This window comes from Undibacterium sp. CY21W (assembly GCF_014284265.1).
Lineage (GTDB): Bacteria > Pseudomonadota > Gammaproteobacteria > Burkholderiales > Burkholderiaceae_D > Undibacterium > Undibacterium aquatile.
The window spans coordinates 382,813-402,252 of sequence record NZ_JACOGE010000002.1 but is presented as its reverse complement, the minus strand read 5'-3'; the positions used below and the strand labels follow the sequence as shown (position 1 = coordinate 402,252).

The following is a 19,440-nucleotide window of genomic DNA, read 5'->3' as shown; positions in this document are numbered from 1 at the left end:
GCTGAAAATTAATTTTTTATGTGCGTAAAAAAACAGCAGTCTGAGGCTCAAAAAAACCACATTCCGCGCTGTATTTTTTCTGCTGTATCAGGGGAACTGCACGCTTGCTTGCTGGCTTTCCTGTCCTGAGCGACTGATCGCCATCACGGTAATTTGGCGGATTGCACCAGCCTGGGGATCGGCGCTGGTATCGATGCTCAGTTTTGTCGCAGGCTGGATTGAGAACAGCCATTGCTGATCGGTGCGTTTCCAGATCGCCAGCAACTTCGTGTTGGCGACATCGGCGAGCGCGACTTGCAGCGTTTTTCTGTCATCGGATAATTGCAACTGCGGCGCGGTGATATTGCTGCTGTTGAGCCACGGCATTGCTGGGATCAGCGCCTGTGAGGTGTATTTTTCAGCCATCAGGCGCTTGCGTATGTCTTTGCGGTTCTGGTTCAGACTGATGACGCTGAAATGGATATGGCCGTTACCGCCGCGCTCACGCACAGCATCAACCTGATTCAGAATTTCTTCGGCAGGCCAGGATTTCTCGCTGTGATCAATGCGACTGGTATATAAGCCAGGCCAGATCTGACGCCGTTGTACGTTCTGTGCAATCCAGTAGTCATGCAACACCTTGAATGCCTGTGGCGTCTGATTGATAGGCCAATACAATTGCGGCGCCAGATAATCAAACCAGCCTTTTGCCATCCAGAGTTCCACGTCGGCGTACAGTTTGTCGTACTGGCTGAAACCGGCGATGCCGGCTGGCAAGCGGTCAGGGCGACCGATGCCGAAAGGGCTGATGCCGAATTTCACCCAGCTTTTTTCCTGATGCACGGTGGTGTAAATCGCCTCGACCAAATGGTTGACGTTGGCGCGCCGCCAGTCAGCGCGCATCAGATTGCCGCCGCTCTGCAAATATCTGATCCACGCTTTGTCATCCGGGAATTCGACTTCGCTGCCGTTTGCGGCTTTGATCGGATACGGATAAAAATAATCATCAATATGAACGCCATCGACATCGTAGCGCCGCACGACATCGCTGATCACATTCAGCGTTTGCTGCATGGCGACGGGTTCAGCCGGGTCCATCCATAGCTGATCGCCATACTGTTTCACGGCGTCAGGCGCGGTTTTGCTGATATGGTTTTTTGCGGCGACGGTTTTTGCTTGCGCGGTGCGGGCGCGGTAAGGATTGAACCAGGCATGCAGTTCCAGCCCGCGTTCATGCGCCTGTTCTATCCAGAATTGCAGCGGATCGTAATACGGCGACGGCGGGCGGCCTTGTTCCCCGGTCAGAAATTCTGACCACGGTTCTATCGCAGATGGGTAAATCGCATCAGCGGCCGGGCGCACTTGCAGCACGATGGCGTTGAGCTTCATCTGCACTGCATTGTCGAGAATCGTGATGATCTCGGCTTTTTGTTTGTCGCTGCTCAGGTCGCGGCGGCTGGGCCAGTCGATGTTGGCGACGGTGGAAACCCAGGTAGCGCGGAATTCACGCGGTGTCGGTGGCGTTTCGCGACTCAGGGGCAGTGAAGGCGGTGGTGCGTTGGCAATGATGGCTGACGGTGCTGGTGGGGTTTTAACGCTGACGGGCGGCGAGCTGCAGGCGCTCAGTACAGCGATGAGCACGCCTGCCAGCAAAGCGCGCACGATGTCCTGATGATTGCTTTTGAAAAAAAAGGATGAGGCTTGAAGCGAGATCATGCGTCGATAACGGCGAAAACGAAAAGAGCTGTGATGCTACTGCATTCGCCCTGCACAAACCAGCGTTTATCCGCTGTATATGCATACTCCCCCCTGTTTTTTGAAAAACCAGTGAAATGTCTTAATAAAATAAAGGGTGTTTTTACATACCCCGGGGAGTATCTAAATGCCCCTGAGATGCTGCCGGAATACCGTTCAGCGGTAGCGGCTGGTATGGCGGCAATTCAGATCGGGCATTGTGGCAGACTGGCTGGGGCGTGAGGCACAGGATGGGGTTAATCTCAGCGGCACCATTGTTGCGACAGCACCAGTATCAGCACCAGCGAAATCACAGCAGCCGATGCGCTGATAATCAGGCTGATATGTTCTATCGGCAGACCGCGGCGGCGTTTATCGGCGAAGATCATTAACTCGCCGATGGTCGTCAGGCAACTGACGGCAGCGATAAAGATCGTCATCAGCATTGCAAACGCTTCTTTGTCGCTGAGCTCGCGACAATGCGCTGAATACAAATGCGCCAGCTTAAAAATTCTGTCGTAGCTGACTAATTCAAACAGCAGACCTGCCACGAACAGGGCAATAACCATCAACGGAATAAACCAGGTCAGGAAATACTTATCGCAGACAGCATCGATGACAATGTTGATACGGCGCTTGATGAAAGCAATCATGAGAGTCTCGTTGTTGACCGGGCTGGTTCGGATCGGAGTAGTTTTACGCGTTCTTTATTCGTCTTCTTTATTCATTGTTGACGATGCTAACATTTTTCGGTCAGCACCTAATGTTTCTATGGTGAAATGATCATCTTCGCGCTATGTTTGTCGCCGTTGCAACAACACATACGCGTGGCGATAAAGAAGTGTTGCCGTCAGCGGAATAGAAATTCTATTAAGATAGGCGACTGAGCAATGGATTCAGACAAGAAATTCAGACAGGAAATCACGATGTTAACGACGGAACAAATCACCCAATTTACACAAGACGGCTACGTCATCGTCCCGGATTTTAAAACTGCAGCTGAGATCGCTGCGCTGCGCGAACGTGCGGCGCAGATTGTCGATGCGTTCGACCCGGCGCAATCCCGTTCCATCTTCACGACCAAAGAACAGGAACAACATATCGATCACTATTTCTTAAATTCAGCGAATAACATCAGCTGTTTTTTTGAAGAAGAAGCGTTTGATGCGCAAGGCAATCTGCGTCAGGATAAATCGCTGTCGATTAATAAAATCGGCCATGCGATGCATGATCTCGACCCTGTTTTCAGCGCGTTTTCGCGTGGTCCTGCGCTGGCAAAGGTCGCGCAGCAACTGGGTTTGCAGCAACCGCAAATCTGGCAGTCGATGTATATCTTCAAGCAGCCTGGCATCGGTGGCGAGGTGCGCTGGCATCAGGACGCAACCTATTTTGAAACCGACCCGGTCAGCGTTACGACGTTTTGGTTTGCGCTTGAAGATGCGACGCTGGATAACGGTTGTCTGTGGGCAGAACCGGGTGGACACCGCACGGCTATGCGCGAACGCTTTGTGCGCGAAGGTGATCTGGTGCGCGTGGAAAAACTCGATGCCACACCGTGGCCGGATGACAGCACTGCCGTGCCGCTTGAAGTCAAAGCCGGCAGTCTGGTCTGTTTTCACGGGCTGCTGCCGCATTACAGCGCGCCGAACCGCTCGCCGGTATCGCGCCATGCCTACACACTGCATGTGACCGATGGCGCAACGCGCTATTCACCGCAAAACTGGATACAGCGCGATGCCAGCTTTCCTGTGCGCGGCTTCTGATCAGCATCAGCACCGACAATAAATCATCACATTCAACAACGTTCAACAATAATCAAAACGAGAGACTATGACGACAGCGAACACGATGCACCCGTTTGACGAAGCAATACAACTGAGGCCACAGGGCGATCATTACCGCGGCCAGACTTCACCGAAATACGCAAATATGGTCGGCCCGTTTGGTGGAGTCACAGCGGCGACCTTGCTGCGCGCCGTAATCGATCATCCGGAATGTCAGGGCGAGCCGCTGGCGCTGACGGTGAATTTCGCCGCACCCGTTGCCGACGGTGAGTTTGATCTGATCCCTAAGTTGATCCGCACCAACCGTTCAACCCAGCACTGGAGCATGGAGTTAGTGCAACACGGCCAGATCGCCGCCACTGCCACCGCCTTGTTTGCGACGCGCCGTGAAACCTGGTCAGCAACCGAAGCGCAGTTTCCCGACATCAGCGATGCCGGTGAAGGCATGGAAATTCCGCCAACCGGGCTGGCATGGGTGAATCGTTACCATATCCGCACGCTGCGCGGCCATCTCGGGCTGACTCCGGCATCGCAGGAAACGAGCAGCGACACGGTCACTCAGCAATGGATACGCGATGAGCCACCACGCGTGATGGATTTTTGCTCACTGACTGCGATTGCCGATGCATTTTTTCCGCGTATTTTCATCAAACGCAAACAGGCAGTGCCAGCCGGAACCGTTTCACTGACCGTATATTTTCATGCGGATGCCGCAACGCTGACTGCACACGGCACGCAGCCTGTACTGGGATATGCGCGGGCGAATCGTTTTTATAATAATTATTTCGATCAGATCGCTGAATTGTGGACGCCGGACGGCGCATTACTGGCAACCACCACACAGGTCGTCTATTACAAACAGTAATTCTGCGTACCTTAAAAAAAGGCAGCACCGTAATTCAACCGGTACTGCCTTTTTTGTTGCGGCGACTCTTACAGAGTACCAGTTCAGCGCGCGTATTCAGGGCCGACCAGCGGCAACCCAGTTCAGCAATTCATCCAATGCAGGCTTGGCTTTGCTCGCTTCATCGTGGTTAATCATGGCGACAACAATCCACGCCTGATCGTGAATGTCGCGCACATAACCGGCAATCGCCGTGGTGTTTTTCAGGGTGCCGGTTTTGATACGGGCGCGTAATTCAGCGGCGCTGCCTTTCAGGCGTTTGCGCATGGTGCCATCCAGCGCGGCGACCGGCATGCTGGAGCTGAATTCCGGGCTCCATAAACTGCGCGCACCGACTTCTAAAATCGCCGCCATCTGATTCGCGCTGATACGTTCTGTGCGCGATAAGCCTGAGCCGTTTTCGAGCACCAGTCCTGCATCACTGATGCCTTGCTTCGCCAGCCAGTTTCTGACCCTGGCATCGGCGCTTTGCAAGGTGTTGCCGTTGATTTTGTCAGGCGATTCTGCGCCCAGTGTCAGAAACAAAATCTTCGCCATCGCATTATCAGATTGCTTGTTCACGATACGCAGTGTATCTGCGAGCGTTTCCGATGCACGTTCATGCAACAGGATCGCATTTGCCGGCACCAGCCCGTCGCGCACCTGACCTTGCCAGCTGCCGCCCATTTCCTGCCACAGCGTGCGGAACATGTGCGCAATGTATTGATTGCGTTCAATGATGTTCAGGTTCGTGGTGATTTTGCAGCGCCGTGGAAAACCGCCGCTGAGCATGATCTCGATCTGATCTTTACGCTGAAATTCTATGGCCGGCGCTTTCCATTCGCTTTCCCATTCGGCGCAGGATTTCTCATTAAAATGCAGGTGGTTTGAAAATTTGATTTTATCGAGCGGCGTCAGCAAACGGGTATCGATTCTTTCTGCGGTTGATTCGATGGCGAATGAGGTCAGATTGCTGTGGATCAGCAGGGCATCAGGAATCACGTTGTAATACGCATCGGGATGTTCATCAAACGGTGGCGCACCGATGTCGAGGCGTTCAGGCTGAAAATAACTGCGGTCCAGAATCAGATCGCCATTGATTTTGCGTATGCCTTGCGTGCGTAAAGCGCGCAGCATGACGCTGAATTTTTCCCAGGTCAGATTCGGATCGCCACCACCGCGCAAATACAGATTGCCGTTCAGTGTGTCTTTTTTAAGTGGCTTATCGGTGAGAAATTGCGTCTTCCAGCGAAAGGTTGGCCCCAGTTCTTCGAGTGCAATCAGGGTTGTCAGCAGCTTCATCGTCGATGCCGGACTGAAACTGGCATCGGCATTTTGTTGTAATACCGGCGTCGCAGCTGCCGAATTCAGCGGTATCACCACCACGCTCATCGCCGCAGACGGAACCGGAGAATTGCGGAAAGCGTCTTCCACTTTCAGCGGCAGCGCCGTTTGTGCCAGCAGGCTGGTTGAATACAGCGTTGAAGATAATATTCCCAGCAAGCACGTCGTCAGTTTCAGCATGGTGATCCTCTTTCTTCGATGCTGCATTGTAGAGGAATGCAGCAGGCAGCAACAGTCTGCGGACGGCCTGCAAGCTATGACAGATTCGCTCTGACCTATGCCAATTCCTTATTCGCTCCTGTAAAAAACGCTGCTTCAGGACATAAGCCCTTGATTTCGTTATAATTTCGCCCTTCCTTCGTCACCGGTCACCGCCATGAGCTTGCTCGTTAATCAAACTGAACTTTTATCCCCCGCCAAGAATGTTGATATCGGGCGCGAGGCGATCCTGCATGGCGCAGATGCGGTGTATATCGGCGGCCCGTCGTTTGGTGCGCGCCACAATGCAAGTAATGAACTCAGTGATATCGCCGGGCTGGTGCAATTTGCCCATCGCTACCATGCACGTATTTTTGTGACCATGAATACGATATTGCATGAATCCGAACTTGAACCGGCGCGCAAACAAATCCATCAATTGTACGAAGCGGGTGTCGATGCGCTGATCGTGCAGGACATGGGCATACTCGAACTCGATATTCCACCGATACAGTTGCACGCGAGTACCCAGTGCGATATCCGTGGCGTGGAGAAAGCAAAATTTCTGGGCGATGTCGGTTTCTCGCAATTGGTGCTGGCGCGTGAACTGACGATAGAACAGATCAAGGCGATCAAAGCCGAAGTGAAAACACCGCTGGAATATTTTGTACACGGCGCTTTGTGCGTCGCTTTTTCCGGCCAGTGTTATATCTCGCATGCCGACAATGGCCGCAGCGCCAATCGTGGCGATTGTTCGCAAGCCTGTCGTTTGCCGTATACCCTGACCGATGGCGAGGGCAGGGTGGTGGCGTATGAAAAACATTTATTGTCGATGAAAGACAATGACCAGAGCCGCAATCTGGAAGCGCTGCTGGATGCCGGTGTGCAATCGCTGAAGATTGAAGGCCGCTACAAAGACATGGGCTATGTCAAAAATATCACCGCGCATTATCGTGTCTTGCTCGATGAAATTTTAGAACGCCGCCCGGAATTTACCCGCGCATCCAGCGGCCATAGCCAGATCGCGTTTACCCCGGATGTTGATAAAAATTTCCATCGTGGTCACACCGATTATTTTGCCAACGGCCGCCTCGATAATATCGGTGCGTTTGATTCGCCGAAATACGTCGGCCTGCATCTCGGTTACGTGACGAAGATAGGCACGACCTGGTTTGAGATCGAAGCGAATGAACCTATGGCGAACGGCGATGGCCTGAACTACATGCACAAACGCGAAGTCATGGGCATACAAGCCAATACCGTCGAGCACATGGGCAAGAATGAGAATGGCGACGTCTGGCGCATTTCTCCGAATGAAAAAGTCAGCGAGCTGATCGGCCTGAAAGTCGGCATGCTGATCAATCGCAACCGTGATCAGCGCTGGGAACAGGCGCTGACCAAAAAATCGGCAGAGCGCCGCGTACCGGTCTGGCTGACGCTCAGCGATGAAGGCGATGGCCTGACGCTGACCACGCATGATGAAGATGGAGTCACTTCATCAGTGCACACAGCGCTGGCGCTGGAACCGGCGCAGCAGGCTGACAAAGCCGCAGCATCGCTGCGCGACAGCCTCGCCAAATTGGGCAACACCATGTTTGAAGCGGCGAACGTTGATCTGCGTTTGCGCCAGCCGTGGTTTGTTCCTTCCTCGGCAATCAATGCCTTGCGCCGTGATGCGGTTGCTGCGCATGAGGCGGCGCGGGTCGCGGCATGGCCACGCCAGCCGCGCACACCGGCAGTCGAGCCGCCAGTCACTTATCCGGAAACGACGCTCAGTTATCTGGCGAATGTGTATAACAGCAAGGCGACGGCATTCTATAAAAAGCATGGGGTACAACTGATCGCCGCCGCGTATGAAGCGCATGAAGAAGCGGGCGAGGTGTCGCTGATGATCACCAAACATTGCCTGCGTTTTTCATTTAATCTGTGCCCGAAACAGGCGAAAGGCGTGAAGGGCGTGCAAGGTCAGGTTAAAGCCGAACCGATGACGCTGGTGACGGGCGATGAAAAATACACGCTCAAATTTGATTGCAAGCCCTGCGAAATGCATATCATAGGCGCAATGAAAAAACACATCCTGCAATCGCCGCCGCCATCGTCTGTGCCATATAGCCCTATGGTGTTTCACAAAACCAGACCGGCGGCAAACTAGTCTTTACGGTATGCATTAAGGCTACATTAAGGCTACATTAAGCGTAAAAAAAGGCTGAACATGTTCAGCCTTTTTTATACCTTTGTGGGATCAGCGCATATCAAATAATTCCTGATGGAAGTCATTACCAGGCAGGCCTTTTGCCAGCATATCCTGGCGCAGCGCTTTGCCGAAATTTTTCGGTCCGCAGAACCAGACGCTGGCGGATGACCATGCCGGTACCGTTGCGCAAAGCCTATCCGCGTTCAGTCTGCCATCGGCATCCGAACGTAAGACATGTAAATGCACGCCAGCTTTGTCGGCACTGGCCTGCACCTTGGCAATGAAGCCTTCATCCGGTGCCGCCGTGCTGTAAAACAAATCGATCTCACGCGCGTCGGCCTGCTCTGCCAGTGACTGCATACGGGCGATGAACGGGGTGATGCCGATGCCACCGGCAACCCAGATCTGGCGCGATTTATTATCGTCAAAGGCGAAGCGTCCATACGGGCCTTCGACTTTGACCAGATCACCGGTTTTCAATGTTGCTGGTAAGCTTGCGGTGTAATCGCCTATGCCTTTAATCAGAAATGTCAGCCTGCCATCATCATTCCAGGCCGAAGAAATTGTGAACGGATGCGGGCCTTCGCTCGTGTTAAACGTCAGGAACGCAAACTGACCGGCGGCGTGACCACTCCAGCGGTCTTTCAGATTGATCACCACTTTCAGAACGCGATTATCGGTGTGATACTGAATCTCTTCGATCGCACCGACTGCCTGTCGTTGTGCACCAACTTTACGGAACAGCGACATCAATGCTGCGATGGTGCCACCCGCCATCAGGACTGCCATCAGCGGCGCGATCAGGTGATCCCAGTAGGTGTACTTCATCAGTACCGTGGAATGGAATACCAGCACCAGATATGCAATCGCCAGCAAGCGATGCGTTTTAAAGAAATAGCGATACGGGAAACGTTTGATCAGTGCCAGAGCTATTAACAGCACCATCGCGTAAAACGCCCATTCGCCGATCTCTTCAGCAAAGTGACGCTGGCTTTGAAAAAACTGAAACAAGGGCACGGTTTGCTCGGCCGCGGGTTTGCGCGCTGGCCGCGTCAGCCAGCCCCAGCCGACCATCCACTTCGGCCCCTTTGCCCACAGCCAGTGGATAACGGCAATCACCAGCGCCGTGATGCCCAGCCATTTATGCAGGCGATACGATTTATCCAGGCCACCCAGCAGGTTTTCCGCAATCGCCGGTCGTATCGCCAGCAGCATGCCTATACTCATCACACCGATGCCGATAATGCCGGTGTAATTCATGACAGAAGTACGTAAGGCGAAGAAATTATAAGGGTCGCTCAGCACCGTATCGGCGAGCAGCCACAAGACGCTCAACAGCGCGATGAGCAGCAGATATATCCTTTGAATATTTTTCATTGTTAACTTTCAGCATCAGAATTTCAGCCAGCCCTGCTTCATAGAAAAGCCCAGAATCATCAGCAACATTGCGCTGTAATACATGGCTTTCCAGAGCAGGCCGGGCTTCTCTTGCGATGCGTCACCGGCACGGGTTGAAAACTGGAAAATGCCGCGATGCCTGAACGTGCAAATGGCAAACAGGATAAAGGCGGCACCGGTGAGCGCCTGCGGCAGTAACTGCATTTTCCAGGCATTGTACAAATCGTAAGCGCCGAGCAGGCCGAAAAAAATAAGCCAGACCCACGCATGCGGTGAGTCATCTTTTTTTGCTTGAGGTGTAGCCATGAAGAGTGCCTTGAATTCTTTTAATACCAGTGGCGACGCCGCTAAAGCGGGCTGAAGGTCGCCGGATTTTGCAGGACATTAATGCCTGCGTTGATGCACGACGCTGAGCATTGCAGCATCTCGCCAACGACATCGTCTGCGGCATGGTTGGCGCCAGCAGCGGCGGTTGTTACTGCAGATTGTTGCTTCAATATACTACCGGGGAGTATATTTTAAACCCCTTATTCTACGCTGAGAATAAGGGTGAAATCGAAGATACTCCCCTGTTTTTACTCTGTGCCGGACATTTGGCGCGACATATTTATGCCTTTTTTATCTGATGCCGTTTGTGCTCTGCTTCACTTTTTCCACGGCAGCATACGCAGCATCGTGCCATCTTTGACGATGAAGTGATGCCACAACGCCGCCAGAACGTGGAAGCCGACCACAAAATAAATCGCTTCGCCCACGGTTTCATGGATTTCCTTGATGCTGCTTTTCAGTTCAGGATTCGGTGCGATCAGTTGCGGCAACAGCATGCCGAAGAAACTGACATCGCGTCCGCCCGCCTGATAAAACAGCACGCCGCTCAAAGGCAAGCCCAGCATCATCAGATACAGCACCAGATGTACCAGATGTGCACTGCCGGTTTGCCAACGCGGTCCCGGTAACGCAGCCGGTGCTTTGAAGGTGAACCGCAGCGCCAGACGAACCAGTACAAATAAAAACACCAGTTGCCCTGCCAGCATGTGTACCGACTTCAACGTGTCGCGCAAAGGCTCGCCTTTCGGAATATCTTCCCTGACCTGAATTGCTGCGAGCGCGACGGCGATCAGAATGAACATCAGCCAATGTAAGGCTGCCGAGAACGGGTGATAACGTGAAGTTTGCATATTCTTTGTACCTGGTGAAACACTGTGAAAACACAGCGGGTTGGGGAAAAGAAATGGAATGAAAGCATAGCGCATGGCATCCAGTCAACCCGGCATCATGCGGCGGTGATTCATACTAACCGACCCGTCAGCGGTATGACCAGTACAAAGCTATGATCTGCATCAATACATGCGGAGTAAAAATCCCTTGATGAATGAGAAGTATTCGCGTAGCCAATCGTTATAACGTATGTAAAGCGGCGTCGTTGCGCCGGCAGTCTGCACCGACGACCAACCCAGCCGACGCGCAATCATGCGTGCCCGCAGCACATGAAAATCACTGCTGACGATGAGTATTTCATCGTGCGGTGTCACCGCATTTTTTTCCAGCAAAGGCTGGCTGAACAACAGATTTTCATACGTCGTGGTGCTGCGTTCTTCCTGAATGATGCGTCCGGCCGCCAGCCCATGCGCGCGCAGGTAATCGCCCATGATCTGCGCTTCGGCACACGGCAGCGTCCAGTTTTTTCCACCCGTCACCAGCACCTTCGACGCAGGCAAACGCCGCGCCCATTCCAGCCCCAGATCCAGCCGCGCCGCCAGCGTTGGCGATGCACTGCATTTGAATGAACCCGAGCCCAGAATCATGATGGCTTTGATCGTCGCCGTATTTTTGTCGGTCAGCCCGGCGGCGTCATTGGTGCGTTGTAAGAAAATGAAAAACAGAACCAGACTCAGCAACCACGCGCCAGCCAGCAACTGCGCCAGCGTCCAGACTTTCTGTCGCCACACTCTTTGCGAACGCCAGCGCCCGAATTGCTGCCATTTCCAGCGCAAGAGGATCAACCCGCAACCGATGCACAGCGGCAGCATCACCCCGAAATTCACCAGCCCGGTGGACATCAGAAAAACCGCATCAACGACGAGCAGAGTGGCTATTAATAAAGTGAAGATGGAAAATAACTGACGTAGAACACTGGCAGACATGGCGTATTTAAAAAGGAAGGCGACAGAGGTGTGAGACCTTAGCACGCCGCGTCGGTAATTTCATCCGGAATAAACGCGGTGTTGATTTAGTGCATCGGGTGGCTAGATGCATATACTTCGAGTGAACGAAAAATAAAAAGGAAATTGATCTTTAATGTTGGTGGAAACTGAGTTCCATATACGTTGATTGGCCGTAATTTGTACGTCATTTGACGAAGGCGATTATCGGGAGTAAAACAAATAGAACGGACAATTTCGACACATTGAATGTGTTAGTCTTTAAAGCATCGTATATCTTTACTTTAAAAAAGTAACGTTAGTAGGTGTTGAATATTATGAGTCACTACTCATCTTTGTATTTATTTTCTCCACGTATTGAACATATTGTTCGGCGGCTAAAAGAGCGAAAGTGGATTATTCACAATTTTAATTGTGACGATGTAGATTTGTACAATCCAGCCAACTACCTTTATAACAAGGACGCTAGTGACACTGAATACAATTTAATACTTGATGCAAATATTTTTCAATTCTCGATTAATGCTACGAAAAATAAGCAAAGAAATGACTACCAAAGAGATGCGATTGCATTGATCGCATTTTGTCAAATTGCGGGAATTGAGATAGATCCTACTTACGCAATTTATGAAAAAGCGTTCCATTCTCTTGACGACGCTAAAGAGGCGGCTCTCAATCTCTCCATATTCCATAAAATAAATAACAGTTCCAATGATGACCTGGCAAATTTTGCTTTGGGTCATACGGATCATATTAACTTGAATCATAAAATCATAACAAATGAAGATAGTATCGTTGAGAAAATAACGAGGTATAAAAAATTAAAAACGTGGGACTCTCTTTATTTGATGTGTCTAAAACTGGCAGACATAAAGTTTAATGACGAAGCAAGAGGTGAAAAAAAGATCAAGAAATTCGTCGATTGGTGCATTTTTGACTTTAGATTTTCGATAGTTGCTCTAGTATTTTCCATTATTTACTTTGGGAGAAATCCTCAAAAAAAAATGATGAAATTTTCACCGAATGATCCCTTGGATGTCCGACGCCAAGCTATATCTAACATGACTTGGGACATGTATAACGCGAGTCAATATTTTGAAAAGTGGAGAGAAGACCAGCATGCAGAATATATGTTTGCAAGTGATGATAAGGCATTTGGATTCGTACTTACTGCTGCAGTTAATATTCAAAATTCGAACGGTGATTTTAATTTTTTCCGAGGGCAAATTTCGGATGATGTCATAATTTATTTAAATAAATTAAACAGTTTTCAAAAGATGCCAACCCGTTCGTATAAATCAGCGCAATGGAATGGTGAATATAGAAAGAGCCTAATAACCGAGCTCGAAAATAAAATACTAACTTGATTTTTCGAGGAGATTTTGTCTGTTTTTTCTCTATTGTTAAATTTTGTCCAAATAATTTCAATATCAAGTGTTTAGCTGTCGGCGATATTTCCTGCAATCTCAACATTTGGCTTTCTCACTAAGGAACCAGCATGATTTCCCGGCGGGTATTTACACTTTCGGCGCTGGCTGCGGTTGGCGGTTTGACGACGTTGGCATCGTGCTCTTCGGGAGCCGAGGGGCGTTACGATGTTGCGAGTCGCGATCTTTGGCGGCACAGTGCAGCGATGTCGAATGAAAAAGCGGCGCTCTTGCGCGAGCTGGTGCGCTATGCGACGCTGGCACCGTCGAGCCACAATACGCAATGCTGGAAATTTCATATCGACGACAACGCGATTTCGATACTGCCGGATTTTTCGCGCCGATGTCCGGCAGTTGATCCGGATGATCATCATCTTTTCGTCTCGCTTGGTTGTGCCGCAGAGAATCTGGCGCAGGCTGCACTGGCGCATGGGTTGATGGTGCACAGCAGCGTTGATGCAGCGGCGGGGAACGCACTGCGCTTATCGCTGGAACCGACGCGTGCGCTGGCGTCTCCGCTGTTTCAGGCGATTCCTACGCGTCAGAGTAGCCGTGTGGATTACGATGGCAAGCCCTTGACGACATACGAACTCGATTTATTGCAGCGCGCCGGCAGTGGCAATGGTGTGCGCCTGATCTTGCTGACGCAACTGGCAGCGATGGAGAATGTGCTGGAATACGTTGTTCAGGGCAATACCGCACAGATGCAGGATCGTGCTTTCGTTGCAGAGCTGAAGAAGTGGATGCGTTTTAATGCGGACGATGCGATGCAAACCGGCGATGGGCTTTACTCGGCCTTGTCTGGCAATCCATCGTTGCCTTCGTCGCTGGGCAGCGTTTTATTTGATTTGTTTTTCACGCCAAAAAGCGAGAACGATAAATATGCGAAACAGGTACACAGTTCAGCGGGGATTGCGGTGTTCGTTGCCGATGGCAGCAGCCCTGCTGATTGGCTGGAGGTGGGGCGTTGCTATGAACGCTTTGCGCTGCAATCAGCGGCGCTGGATATACGTAATGCATTTTTAAATCAGCCGGTCGAGGTGTCTGCATTGCGCCCCCAGTTTGCCAATTTTCTTGGTATCGCGCCGCGCAGACCTGATCTGGTGGTACGTTTTGGTCACGGCGCCAGAATGGCATCGGCTATGCGGCGACCAGTGCAATCGGTGCTGGTCTGAAAAAACACCAAACCTCAGATCGGCTATCAGCATTCACTTTATTGCCGGAATATACTAGGGGGAGTATATTTAAAGCCCCTTGTTTTACGCTGACAATAAGGCGAAAAATGCAGATACTCCCCTGAAAATGCGAATTACGGGAGTATTACCAAGCCGGAATGCTGATGTGAATTGCGGTCGCCGCGACGGTAGCTGCGATACAGGAATTTGCCATCGGTGTGGCTGCTGCATAACGTGCAGGAATGGCCTTTGTCGATATGCTGCAAACCGGCTTTCTGTAATTCGATGACCGCAATCGCATTCAGATCCAGATGCCGGTAAGACGGCGTGATCAGTTCTGCCGGATGGTCTGCAAACGCGCTGACAAATTCCTGTGCGAGTTCTTCGCTGACTTCAAAACAGCAGGCGTTGATATGCGAACCGATGGCGGCAACCCAGTCTGCAGGGTCTTCCCCTTCGGCGCGCAGTCGTTGCCACAACGCGCCAATCACACCATAACGCAGACCACGCCAGCCCGCATGCACAGCGGCAATCGCTTTACCGTCGCGCCGCGCAAACAGCACGGGGACGCAATCGGCGGTAATGACAGTGACGGGAATGCCTGGCTGGCGGGTAAAAAAACCGTCGGCCCCGCCGCACATTTGTTGTTCGCTGGTGATCTCGACAATCTGCGTTCCGTGTACCTGCGTTTTCTCCGGCACGCGATGCCAATAGGGGCTGAGCGCGCTGGGCACCAGATGGCGCGCCGTGCCGAAACCATATTGAATACCGGGAATAGCAGCGAGCAGCGGAGAGGTCAGGGACATGGCAATGGTCGTGTGCAAAAAAAAAGGAGTGTCGGAAAGTGATGTCGAAAATGAAGCATCACAGATCATCGGCTATTTATGGGCTATTTGGGGCGGCATCTGGCGCAGCTAAGCCATTTTAATGCATGCCTGCGATCAACATAAATTGGCGAACCAGATATTGATCTCTGGTCTGGTTCGCTTCTTGCATGCCAGCTTCCTGTTTTTGTCTTTTCTTTTGAATCACTCCGCTGATAATGCCATTTTCTAAGTCTGATCCCTTGCCAGAACACAGCAGCCTGAAGATCGTGGTCGTCAATACTGTGAATTTGCAGGATGACGCGCATCAGCCGGATGCGGATGCACGCGTGGCGCTGGAGGCTCAGCAGGCGCGGTCGCGGGCGCTGCGGATAGGTTTGCTGCAGGCGGGCTACAACATTATTGCCTCGATTCCGGGTGATATTTACATGATAGAGCGCATTGCGCAGTTGCAGCCGGACATGATCATCATCGATGCCGAATCCGATGCCCGCGATGTGCTGGAACACATGGTCTTTGCGACGCGCGATGCGCCGCGTCCTATCGTCTTGTTTACTGAAGACGGCAATCCTTCGCAACTGGCGGCGGCGATGGAAGCGGGCGTGTCGGCGTATGTGGTGGCGGGTTTGCAGACGGAGCGCGTGAAGCCTGTGCTCGACGTGGCGATGGCAAGGTTTCATGCAGATCAGAAGCTGCGTACCGAATTATCCGACACCAAAGCCCGGCTGGCGGAGCGTAAAACCATAGAGCGCGCCAAAGGTTATCTGATGGAGCGCCATCATTTATCCGAGAACGATGCTTACCAGCGTTTGCGTAAGCAGGCGATGGAAAAAAACATGAAACTGGTTGATCTGGCCCAGCGTCTGCTGGATGCCTCGGATTTATTGGGATAGCGCCGCAAGCATGTTCTGCTTTGGTGCGCCGCACAACTAAAGTGCGCCGGCACGGGCTTGCCACCTCGTTATTGCACTGGACGCCACTCTGAGTGATCGCTGGCACAGCAATTGCTCATACAAATTCAAGCGCCAACGATGGCGTCAGTAAAATGCAGGACCAATCAACCGGCGAACGAAATTGCCGGGAATATAGCGTTCACCGCTAACGGCGGCGGTGTCGTTCAGACAAAGGTGTCTTTCCATCTGTTTTTTTAAAGCGGATGGCAGGCACCTTTTTGTTTTTTGGGATTAATTTTTATTCGCTGGAGTGCACATGACTAAGCCGCAACAACCTCAGAATCAGGAAGCCCACCATGATGAAGCAACGATTAATTTGCCGCGTCGCAGCTTGTTGCAAAGCGCGGGCGTGTTTGCGGGAGCCAGCATGATGGGCTTATCGACCGGCGGTGTCTGGGCGGCGGGCTCGGATAAACCAGAAAAAACAGAAGTGCGCATAGGCTTTATTCCGCTCACGGATTGCGCTTCCGTGGTGATGGCATCGGTGCTGGGCTTTGATAAAAAGTATGGCATCAAGATCGTGCCGACCAAGGAATCATCCTGGGCGAGTGTGCGCGATAAGCTGGTCAATGGCGAGCTGGATGCCGCGCATGTTTTATACGGTTTGCTGTATGGCGTGCAGATGGGCATAGGCGGTGCGAAAAAAGATATGTCGGTGCTGATGACGCTGAATAACAATGGTCAGGCGATCACTTTGTCGAAAAAGCTCGCGGATCAGGGTGCGGTGGATGGCGCTGGCCTGGCCAAACTGATGGCACGCGAAAAACGTGAATACACGTTTGCCCAGACTTTCCCTACCGGTACGCATGCGATGTGGCTGTATTACTGGATGGCAGCCAATGGCATTCATCCCTTGAAAGATGCCAAGGTCATTACCGTACCGCCGCCGCAGATGGTGGCGAATATGCGGGTCGGCAATATGGATGGTTATTGTGTCGGCGAACCGTGGAATCACCGCGCGATTGCCGATGGCATCGGCATTACGGCGGCAACCACGCAGGATATCTGGAAAGACCATCCGGAAAAAGTGCTCGGTACCACCGATGAATTTACAAAAAAATATCCGAACACTGCGCGCGCGATGACGGCGGCGATACTGGAAGCCAGCCGCTGGATCGATGCGTCTTTATCGAACAAAACCAAAATGGCAGAAACGATCGCCGACAAATCGTATGTGAATACCTCGGTCGATGTGATTAATCAACGCATTTTAGGGCGTTATCAGAATGGTCTGGGAAAAACCTGGGACGACCCGAATTACATGAAATTCTTTAACGATGGTGCGGTGAATTTCCCGTATCTGTCGGACGGCATGTGGTTCATGACCCAGCATAAACGCTGGGGCTTGCTGAAGACTGATCCGGATTATCTGGCGGTGGCAAAAGCAGTGAACCGGATTGATATCTACAAAGATGCAGCGGCGATGGCGAAAGTGAATGTGCCTAAAGACGTGATGCGCAGCAGCAAGCTGATGGATGGCACGGTGTGGGATGGTAAGAATCCTGCAGCGTATGCCGCCTCGTTCAAAATCAAAGCCTGACACGCGGTTTCGGGAGGAAAGTATGACGACCTTAGTTCATGATGCAATCGGTTCCACAGAAAAACTGACTACCGCTGAGATCAGCAACGGCACTTCAGCAAGCGCAGCAACAGCGGTAACAGCCACAACAACGGTAGCAGCGGTAACCGCAGGCACAGTCGCAAACACGGCAGCAGCGCCGGTAAAGCAGGTGCAGCGTTCATTCCGGCCTTTGTTACTCAAAGTATTGCCACCTTTGTTTGGCATCGCACTGATGGTGTTGATCTGGTCGATTATCGCGGTGAAAGATTCTTCTTTTCCTTCGCCGTGGGTGACTTTGCAGGAAGCGATCAAAGTTTTTTCTGATCCGTTTTATCAGAACGGGCCGAATGATCAGGGCATAGGCTGGAATATTTATGCCTCGCTGAAACGCGTCGCGGTGGGCTTCGGGCTGGCAGCGATAGTCGGTATTCCGCTGGGTTTTCTGATCGGGCGTTTCCCGTTTTTATCCGGCATGTTTAACCCTGTCATCAGCTTGCTGAAACCCGTTTCACCGCTGGCCTGGTTGCCTATCGGTTTACTGGTCTTCAAGTCGGCGCATCCGGCGGCGATCTGGTCGATTTTCATCTGCTCGATCTGGCCTATGGTGATCAACACCGCGATCGGTGTGCAACGTGTGCCGCAGGATTATATGAACGTGGCGCGGGTACTGAATCTGTCGGAATGGAAAATCGTCACCCGCATTTTGTTGCCGAGTGTTTTGCCTTACATGCTGACCGGTGTGCGGCTCGCGATCGGCACTGCATGGCTGGTGATTGTGGCGGCAGAAATGCTGACTGGCGGCGTCGGTATTGGCTTCTGGGTCTGGGATGAATGGAATAACTTGAATGTACCGCACATCATTATTGCCATCATCGTCATCGGCTTGGTCGGTCTGATACTCGAACAGATACTGGTTGCTGCTGCACGCGCATTCACCTACGAAGATACGGGAGCATGAACATGGAAACGATGAGCAATGCCGCAGGCAATAAAATGCGTGAAATCGATCAGAAGTACATAGAAGTCAATCAGGTCGAGATGCGTTTCGATACGCGCAAAGGCAGCTTTCATGCGTTGCGCGAGATTAATCTGAACGTCGCTAAAGGTGAGTTTGTGACCCTGATTGGTCACTCCGGTTGCGGTAAATCGACCTTGCTGAATCTGATTGCCGGTCTGACCAAAGCCAGCTCCGGCACCTTGTTGTGCGCGCACCGTGAGATTGCCGGGCCTTCACCAGAGCGCGGCGTGGTGTTCCAGAATCATTCGCTGCTGCCGTGGCTGACGTGTTTTGAAAATATTTATCTGGCGGTCGAACGTGTATTCGGCGCGTCTGAAAATAAGACCAAGCTGATCAAACGCACTATGCATGCCTTGTCACTGGTGGGGCTGACGCATGCGGAAAAAAAACGTCCGAATGAAATTTCCGGCGGCATGAAACAACGCGTCGGCATCGCCCGTGCGCTCGCCATCGAGCCGAAAGTCTTGCTGATGGATGAGCCTTTCGGTGCGCTTGATGCGCTGACCCGCGCGCATTTGCAGGATGAATTGCTGAAGATCGTTGCCAAGACTGAATCTACGGTTGTGATGGTGACGCACGATGTGGACGAAGCGGTGCTGCTGTCGGATCGCATCGTCATGCTGACCAATGGCCCGGCGGCAACGATAGGCGAAATTCTGCATGTCGATCTGCCACGCCCGCGCGATCGTGTGGCGCTGTCACAGAATCCGCAATATGCCGCGTATCGCAGCGAAGTGCTGGAATTTTTGTATCACCGTCAGTCGCATCCTGCCAAAGATGTGGCGTAAGCCCGGCAATCAAAACAG

At 51.9% G+C, this 19,440-nt stretch carries 18 protein-coding genes; 9 read left to right on the top strand and 9 right to left on the bottom strand.

Annotated features, from left to right (window positions below; all coding sequences use genetic code 11):
* Positions 1–87: 87 nt before the first annotated feature.
* Together H8K29_RS06440 and H8K29_RS06435 are read right to left on the bottom strand one after the other, a co-directional pair.
* Entirely contained in the window at positions 88–1,695 is a 1,608-nt protein-coding gene (locus H8K29_RS06440) for a glycoside hydrolase family 10 protein (RefSeq protein ID WP_186896906.1), read from the bottom strand.
* Between the two features lie 281 nt (positions 1,696–1,976).
* Positions 1,977–2,366, bottom strand: coding sequence for a hypothetical protein (locus tag H8K29_RS06435; protein WP_186883017.1), 390 nt, complete (start codon positions 2,364–2,366; stop codon positions 1,977–1,979).
* Positions 2,367–2,639: 273 nt separating this feature from the next.
* Between H8K29_RS06435 and H8K29_RS06430 the strand changes: the two genes are divergently transcribed.
* Both H8K29_RS06430 and H8K29_RS06425 read left to right on the top strand, forming a co-directional pair.
* A complete protein-coding gene (locus H8K29_RS06430) occupies positions 2,640–3,476 on the top strand; it encodes a phytanoyl-CoA dioxygenase family protein (RefSeq protein ID WP_186896905.1) in 837 nt (278 codons plus the stop codon).
* A gap of 67 nt (positions 3,477–3,543) precedes the next feature.
* Positions 3,544–4,362 carry an acyl-CoA thioesterase II gene (locus tag H8K29_RS06425; protein WP_186896904.1) on the top strand — a complete coding sequence of 273 codons (819 nt, stop codon included), beginning with the start codon at positions 3,544–3,546 and terminating at the stop codon, positions 4,360–4,362.
* A 96-nt stretch (positions 4,363–4,458) separates the two neighbouring features.
* On the opposite strand, the gene dacB is transcribed toward H8K29_RS06425, so the two are convergent.
* Positions 4,459–5,904: a D-alanyl-D-alanine carboxypeptidase/D-alanyl-D-alanine-endopeptidase gene (gene dacB / locus H8K29_RS06420; protein ID WP_186896903.1), complete on the bottom strand. Its 1,446-nt coding sequence runs from the start codon at positions 5,902–5,904 to the stop codon at positions 4,459–4,461.
* Positions 5,905–6,100: 196 nt separating this feature from the next.
* Between dacB and H8K29_RS06415 the strand changes: the two genes are divergently transcribed.
* Positions 6,101–8,074: a U32 family peptidase gene (locus H8K29_RS06415; RefSeq protein ID WP_186896902.1), complete on the top strand. Its 1,974-nt coding sequence runs from the start codon at positions 6,101–6,103 to the stop codon at positions 8,072–8,074.
* 90 nt (positions 8,075–8,164) lie between these two features.
* On the opposite strand, the gene H8K29_RS06410 is transcribed toward H8K29_RS06415, so the two are convergent.
* The 5 genes from H8K29_RS06410 to H8K29_RS06390 form a co-directional block, all read right to left on the bottom strand.
* A complete protein-coding gene (locus H8K29_RS06410; RefSeq protein WP_186896901.1) occupies positions 8,165–9,493 on the bottom strand; it encodes a ferric reductase-like transmembrane domain-containing protein in 1,329 nt (442 codons plus the stop codon).
* Between the two features lie 15 nt (positions 9,494–9,508).
* Entirely contained in the window at positions 9,509–9,820 is a 312-nt protein-coding gene (locus H8K29_RS06405) for a hypothetical protein (RefSeq protein WP_186896900.1), read from the bottom strand.
* A gap of 41 nt (positions 9,821–9,861) precedes the next feature.
* Entirely contained in the window at positions 9,862–10,011 is a 150-nt protein-coding gene (locus H8K29_RS06400) for a hypothetical protein (RefSeq protein WP_186896899.1), read from the bottom strand.
* A 147-nt stretch (positions 10,012–10,158) separates the two neighbouring features.
* On the bottom strand, positions 10,159–10,692 hold the full coding sequence (locus H8K29_RS06395; protein WP_186896898.1) for a cytochrome b: 534 nt from the start codon (positions 10,690–10,692) through the stop codon (positions 10,159–10,161).
* A gap of 162 nt (positions 10,693–10,854) precedes the next feature.
* Positions 10,855–11,658: a YdcF family protein gene (locus H8K29_RS06390; RefSeq protein ID WP_186896897.1), complete on the bottom strand. Its 804-nt coding sequence runs from the start codon at positions 11,656–11,658 to the stop codon at positions 10,855–10,857.
* Positions 11,659–11,993: 335 nt separating this feature from the next.
* Here H8K29_RS06390 and H8K29_RS06385 point away from each other — a divergent pair, with 335 nt between their 5' ends.
* Positions 11,994–13,043: a hypothetical protein gene (locus H8K29_RS06385; RefSeq protein ID WP_186896896.1), complete on the top strand. Its 1,050-nt coding sequence runs from the start codon at positions 11,994–11,996 to the stop codon at positions 13,041–13,043.
* A gap of 131 nt (positions 13,044–13,174) precedes the next feature.
* A complete protein-coding gene (locus H8K29_RS06380) occupies positions 13,175–14,278 on the top strand; it encodes a Tat pathway signal protein (RefSeq protein WP_186896895.1) in 1,104 nt (367 codons plus the stop codon).
* Positions 14,279–14,412: 134 nt separating this feature from the next.
* Here H8K29_RS06380 and H8K29_RS06375 read toward each other — a convergent pair whose 3' ends face one another.
* Positions 14,413–15,084 (bottom strand): polyphenol oxidase family protein, encoded by a 672-nt coding sequence (locus tag H8K29_RS06375; protein ID WP_186896894.1) that lies wholly within the window; start codon positions 15,082–15,084, stop codon positions 14,413–14,415.
* A 236-nt stretch (positions 15,085–15,320) separates the two neighbouring features.
* Between H8K29_RS06375 and H8K29_RS06370 the strand changes: the two genes are divergently transcribed.
* From H8K29_RS06370 to H8K29_RS06355, 4 genes are all read left to right on the top strand, one after another.
* Complete coding sequence (locus H8K29_RS06370) at positions 15,321–15,995, top strand: ANTAR domain-containing response regulator (RefSeq protein WP_186896893.1); 675 nt, start codon at positions 15,321–15,323, stop codon at positions 15,993–15,995.
* Positions 15,996–16,422: 427 nt separating this feature from the next.
* Positions 16,423–17,595 carry a CmpA/NrtA family ABC transporter substrate-binding protein gene (locus H8K29_RS06365; RefSeq protein ID WP_370527153.1) on the top strand — a complete coding sequence of 391 codons (1,173 nt, stop codon included), beginning with the start codon at positions 16,423–16,425 and terminating at the stop codon, positions 17,593–17,595.
* Between the two features lie 22 nt (positions 17,596–17,617).
* Entirely contained in the window at positions 17,618–18,574 is a 957-nt protein-coding gene (ntrB, locus tag H8K29_RS06360; RefSeq protein WP_255423274.1) for a nitrate ABC transporter permease, read from the top strand.
* A 35-nt stretch (positions 18,575–18,609) separates the two neighbouring features.
* Positions 18,610–19,422, top strand: coding sequence for an ABC transporter ATP-binding protein (locus tag H8K29_RS06355; protein ID WP_186897153.1), 813 nt, complete (start codon positions 18,610–18,612; stop codon positions 19,420–19,422).
* Positions 19,423–19,440: the final 18 nt, after the last annotated feature.